This is a genomic window from Chitinophaga sp., from assembly GCF_035564935.1.
Classification (GTDB): domain Bacteria; phylum Bacteroidota; class Bacteroidia; order Chitinophagales; family Chitinophagaceae; genus Chitinophaga.
In genome coordinates, this window is record NZ_DATMTE010000627.1 from 1 (window position 1) to 5,881 (window position 5,881).

Below are 5,881 nucleotides of genomic sequence, written 5' to 3' on the forward strand. Positions count from 1 at the left end.
CCTCAAAAATAAAAGGAACACGTTTAAAAATTTTTGCTGTAATGGCCGGTATTGCCACTGTGATAGGTGTTGACGTAGCCAGAATTACATCTGCCTTAACTTTAAAAGTGCGCAGGGAAGCAAATACAAGGAATTTAAAAAACGCTATGATGCGTTTTGAAAAGCTCATCTTATTACTGTATTCAACATTCAGCACATGTAGCTCTATTCCTTCCTGGTCAAGCACTGTCCAGCCCTTTGAAAATTCGTGGACCTTTTTCAGGAAAGAACTACTGGTGATCACAATAACTTTATGCCCCGCCTGCGTAAAGCGCTTCGACAGGTCGTAAGACCGGGTACCGCCGGCGGCGGCGGGTAAAGTAAAATACTGGTGTATATATAGAATCCTCATTGCAATTTCTTTATGAGCACTGCCGGCGCGCCTGCATACAGGCACCGCACTTCCGTAAATGGTTTATTAAGTACAGAACCCGCTCCCAATACGGACATGGGAGGCAGCACGCTGCCACCAACCACCGAACAGTTGCCGGCTATCCAGGCACCGCTACCTATTTTTGCCGGCCTGGGATCTGATTTTCCAAAACGGTAGGCATCATCCAGGAAAGTATGGTTAGCAGATGAGATAATACAGTTGGGCCCTACCAGCACCTTATCGCCAATTTCGATATCCAGCCCTATCAGCACACAGTTGTGCGCTATGTAAACATCATTTCCCACTGTAAGGCCGGACAAAGAATTAAGGATAGCCGTTGAGGTTACCTGGAAATTGCGGCCGCAACGTTTCATCATCAGAGAATATAAAAAACCTCTGAAACGCATGAACACGGGTATATTCGGCAATAATAAAGTAGCTGTACGCACCAGCCAGGCATATAATATGGACAGCTTAACTTTCATAGGAAAAAATATTTTTGATAAAATGCTGGATAGTAAACCCTCTTACTTTTTCCTGTGCCCTGTTTCCGACAGCATATGCTTCTTCAGGATTTTCCACCAGATAACAGATCTTCTTAAAAAAGCCCTGGTCATCATTGAACCCGGCATAAGTAATATCAACCCCTTCTTTAAACACCGACGGCAACGAACCTACCGGTGTGCTAAGCACATTAATCCCGTTCGCCATCGCTTCCAGCACTACCCTTGGAGAGCCTTCCGACAAACTGGCAAAACAGAAAATATGATGGGTACGGAAAAGCGTGTTAAGCATATCGCGGTTATCCACATGTCCAAGAAAAGTTATTTTACCGCTCAGTCCTGCTGCTGCGGCCATCGCCTTCAGCTCCTTTTCAAATTCGCCGGAGCCTGCTATGGTAAGTGTCGCATCCGGGTAACGCTGCACTACCCGTTCAAACGCACGGATAACTACTTCCACGCCTTTTGCCTTACGCAGGTATCCCACATATAATAACTTCAGACCTGTAGCCGGTATCCGCCTGGTTTCATCTACATAAAAATCTTTATTATTCAGTGTTGTTGAAATAACGGCCTTTGCATTTATCCTCCATTTACTCAACTTTTGTTGCAGATGATAGCCGTTGGTAAATACTTTTGCTCCTTTACAGGCCCACATATAAGCCATGTGCTCCGGCAGGAAGAAAGATATCAGCGTAATTTTTTTTAGCATTTTAAAGTTGGGATTTACCCAGGCGGCATCAATAGGGTCCCCTACAAAATGTATGATCCGTTTTTTGTTTTTCAGGTACCTTTTGCTCAACCACCCTAACGGGGTGGGATAACGCAGATAAACCACGTCATAGGCTGTAAGTCCCTCGTACGCCTTTTTATACGCGCCATAGTGTTTTACGGCTGATTTATAGCTGTCGGAATAAGGCAGTTCATGTATGGTTACATTGTTGAAATCTCCAATAGAGACCAGCCCCGAATCGCTTCCGTCAGCATATTGTTTTACCGGCGAAAGCAGCCCTACCTTATCATAATATTGTACGATCTCCTTTAGATATACCCAATGCGTATACGGAAGGAAATACTCATCCCCTTTTTTAGATACCACCCAGGCTTGTAATAAGATGCTCGCCATACAGAGTCTATAGAATAATTAATTAATTCAATTGTGCTTCGAGCGGCATGAGCGTAGCTTTGCCGGTATCTCTGGCAGGATCAGCAGCCGCTTCATTTGCCCTTATCAATTTTTCACAGATCAGCATAAACAACAGGTACAACTGCATACATATGGTATTTTGGAAGTCTTCAATACTCATCCCGATGGATAACATAAATATCAATGCCAATGGAAAATAATGCCCGAAAATATCTGACAGCATTTCATGTTTATGCCGGATCAGTTTACTGCTATATTTTATGGACCTTATCACGATTACGAGCATCATACACACGCCCCATATACCATTATAGATCACTGCACCGAGATAGGTGTTATGTGCGGTGGCGTGATAAATGTACTTGGACATTACTGCGCCTATACCATTGAAGAGCAGTATCGGGTCAAAATTTTGCAGGAACATGCTCCATACTTCCGAGCGTTTGTCCAGCCCGCTGTCGGCCGTAGCGCCGGTAGCACCGGTAAACCTGGCTGTTACCAGCTCCCGGACGGGGTTGTCTGTTACCATCAGTAACAGCACCACTACCAGTGCGCCTACCAGTATACTTTTATTTTCAGAGCGGAAAAGGATGATGGAAGCAGTAAGCCCAAAGGCCAGCATCGGGCCACGGCTTTGGGTATATGCCAAACCAAGCAGTATAATAATGAAAACCGGGATCAGGAACTTTTTGCTTTGGAAAACATAATGTTTCATTGCCAGCAGGTGCAGTGACAATACCGACAAAAACAAACAGATAGCAGAGGTGGCCATGGTACCAACAGAACCTCTGGCTCTCCTGGCAAGCTCCATAGCACCTTCCATATTATCCAGCATTTCGCCGGCGGAGAGGTCCTGGTTGGGGATCAGGAATATGCCAAACAGGCGGGGCGCCACTACCGTGCCGGCTCCCAGCAATGCAGCAGCAGCGCCGGCTATCAGCAACCATTTGATAAACAATTTTACGTTTGCATAGCTGTTTAATAAAGAGCCTGCAATAGCAACCGTCATTGGCACATAGGCAGCTTTCAACAGAAACTTCACCACTTCCTGGGCAGCGCCCCATCCGCCATACAGCATCCCGTTCAGGTTTCCGAGCAGATGCAACGCCCACCATACCAACGCAAGCCTGAAAGTACTTAAGCTCCATACCCTCACGCCGGCAGGCTTTTTATAGACACATACTACAAACGTAAAGAACACGAATATGTCATCGAATCGTATATTCAACGGCAATGTTCCGTACAACAGTGAATTAGGGTACAGCCATATCGCAAACCACATAAAGATGAATCCTGTCATTGGATTCAATGCAGTTCTATACATCATGAATAAAAAAAACAATATCACTACAATAGCCATCCCAATAATATAAATTGATATTAATATTTAAACCAGGCGTTCATATAGCTGCTCCATTTTTCTGGTGGTACCTTTTATGTCAAAGTTTTCAGCAATATGCTGCCGGGCAGCCATTGCCATACTTTTTCTTTTGGGTTCATCTGCCAGCAATTCCATGATAGAAGCTGCCAGGGCGGCGGCGTCTTTAGGTTCTGTTAGCAGACCATTTTTCCCGTGATCAATGATTTCGGGGAAAGATCCGAGTTTGGTAGCTACCACTGCCACTCCTGCTGCCATACATTCAGCGGCAGCCAGGCCAAAACCTTCTCCCAAAAAATTCATATACGGGATGGTTGGCGTGCAGATAATTTTACAGTCCCGGAGATATTTATAAGGATCAGCAACATAGCCCAGGAACAAAATTTCCTGCTCCCTGTTCATTTCTTTTACTTCTTTTCTCAGCTGTGCTTCAAAACCTACTTTTATTTTTTGTGTAGCAGATTCCCGGCCGATGATCACAAAGCGAACATCAGGATACTGCCGCAACACAATATCTGCCGCTTTAATAAAATAAGAATGCCCTTTAAAGGGAGATACGGTACCGAGTATACCCACCAGCGTGGTATTTTCATCTACGCCCGCCAATTGCCGTAAGTGGCCATTAACAACAACACTGGAAATTTTCGTTGTATCTACCCCGTTATAGATCAATTCGGATTTTTTTCTTGCTACTGCAGGCAGGCTGTCGTGTACAAAGTGGGTAATGGACGCGATCTTATCGCAGAAGAACCGGGCCCCAAAAGCCGCCATGTTAGCCCGCATTCCTGTTGGCCTGCCGGCGCCATGCCAATGCCACAGGCATGGAACGCCTGTCATCCGGCTGGCTATTCCCGCCAGTATATGCAGCGGAAAATAGTTTACGTCCATAATATCAATACGATGCTTCTTCATGGCACGTGCCAGCAACCGGGTGCCTTTAACGGCGGTGAGCAGCTTGGAGGTGTTCATTTTCAACCGCTGCATCCTGGTTTTACCACTACCTATATTTACCAGGCGTTTGTCTGTTAATATGGTAGTTTCATCAAAGATATTCTTCAGCGCCTCATAGCTGGGACCACTCCCCAGGTAGATACCGATAGCCATAAACCTGTTCCTGTCGATATTATTCAACAGCAAACGTACATACTCCACTACGCCGCCACCTTCTCCTCCATCGAAAAAGAAGCCTAGTCTAATCTTTTCCTGACCATTAGTTTTACTCATCGCTATTAAGGTTTGTTTTTCCAACAGAAAAACATCATTTAAGTTTTAAGGATTTCATCATGGTTCTTATATCGGAAGGCCGCACCACTACACATTTGGCGAAGTTGAGCCGATAGTGCCTGCGGCAAACAACCAGGTTGGCAACAGCAGAAAAAACATTTCCGCACAATACTGCCAGGGCTGCTCCTTCTATACCCAGCCTTCCTACTGTAAGCCAGGTTACGCCTGCCACTATTATAAAAGTGATAGCCAGGATGTACATGGTTATTATTGCTTTACCATCGCCAGCCAGCAGGTTATTGCAAATACTGGTGATCGTAATAAATACCAATGAAGGCGCAAGGATACGCAATGCAACATTAGCGCCATAAAATGCAGGGCCATATAACAAATGGATGATCTGCCGGCTGAAAATGAATACTATAGCGGAGATTACAAAACTGATAGAAGAGCTGACCCTCATAGCAAACTGAGCCTGGTTAGCCAGTAATTCTCCTTTCAGACCTGCCCATTTCGCGTACAGCAGCGGGCCTACAGTAGACGGTATGATGGTGATCATACCACTGATAGCTACTGCCCTGGTATATAATCCCACCTGGCTGAAATTTTCCAGCTGGGAATAACGTAGTAACATGACCGTTACATTTGCGGTGAGCACATACAGGAAGCTGGATGCAGACAGTTTGATACTGTACTTCAGCAGCGCCCCCAGCGTTTTCCAGTCGAATGGTGCACGTAAGTTGATGTGTTCCCTGAGAAAATAAAAAAGGGTACAACAGGCAGCTGCGTTCCCTATGCCCAGTGCTGTGATCGCAAACCCGGGGCTTTTTTTATGGATACAAAGCATCAGCAACCCGCTCAGCAGGATGATGATACGCGGCAGCATATCCACAAGCACCATCCTTTTGGACGCCAGTTGAGCCACCAATACTGGTCTTAGCGTGGTAATATTTACCAGTGCAGCAGACCCCATTGCAAAAAGTAAGGCAACAATAAAGGAGATCTTCCCGAAGTAGCCGGGATTAAAAAAGATCACGGCAGTAAACCCTACTATCAGCAGTAAGCCGAACAGTAAGGATACTTTTGTTGTATTGGATACAATGTGACCTGGTTCATATTTCAGGTTATTGAGAAAATAAATACTGGCATTACCCATCCCCAGTGAGAGAAAGGTAACCACTACCATTTGAGAAGAGCGAAATAGTTCATACTGCCCCATA

6 protein-coding genes are annotated in these 5,881 nt (G+C 45.3%); all 6 read right to left on the reverse strand.

Annotated elements, in window-relative coordinates:
- Positions 1 to 391 (reverse strand): hypothetical protein (locus VN105_RS15925; RefSeq protein WP_325642518.1); only part of this gene is annotated, 391 nt, incomplete at its 3' end.
- Positions 388 to 897 (reverse strand): acyltransferase, encoded by a 510-nt coding sequence (locus tag VN105_RS15930; protein WP_325642519.1) that lies wholly within the window; start codon positions 895 to 897, stop codon positions 388 to 390. The genes VN105_RS15930 and VN105_RS15925, both read right to left, overlap by 4 nt.
- Positions 887 to 2,038: a glycosyltransferase family 4 protein gene (locus VN105_RS15935; RefSeq protein ID WP_325642520.1), complete on the reverse strand. Its 1,152-nt coding sequence runs from the start codon at positions 2,036 to 2,038 to the stop codon at positions 887 to 889. Before VN105_RS15935 ends, VN105_RS15930 begins: the two co-directional genes overlap by 11 nt.
- Positions 2,039 to 2,060: 22 nt before the next feature.
- Entirely contained in the window at positions 2,061 to 3,359 is a 1,299-nt protein-coding gene (locus tag VN105_RS15940) for a hypothetical protein (RefSeq protein WP_325642521.1), read from the reverse strand.
- An 87-nt stretch (positions 3,360 to 3,446) separates the two neighbouring features.
- Positions 3,447 to 4,661 carry a glycosyltransferase gene (locus VN105_RS15945; protein WP_325642522.1) on the reverse strand — a complete coding sequence of 405 codons (1,215 nt, stop codon included), beginning with the start codon at positions 4,659 to 4,661 and terminating at the stop codon, positions 3,447 to 3,449.
- A gap of 34 nt (positions 4,662 to 4,695) precedes the next feature.
- The coding region (locus VN105_RS15950) for a polysaccharide biosynthesis C-terminal domain-containing protein (protein ID WP_325642523.1) at positions 4,696 to 5,881 on the reverse strand (1,186 nt) is incomplete at its 5' end.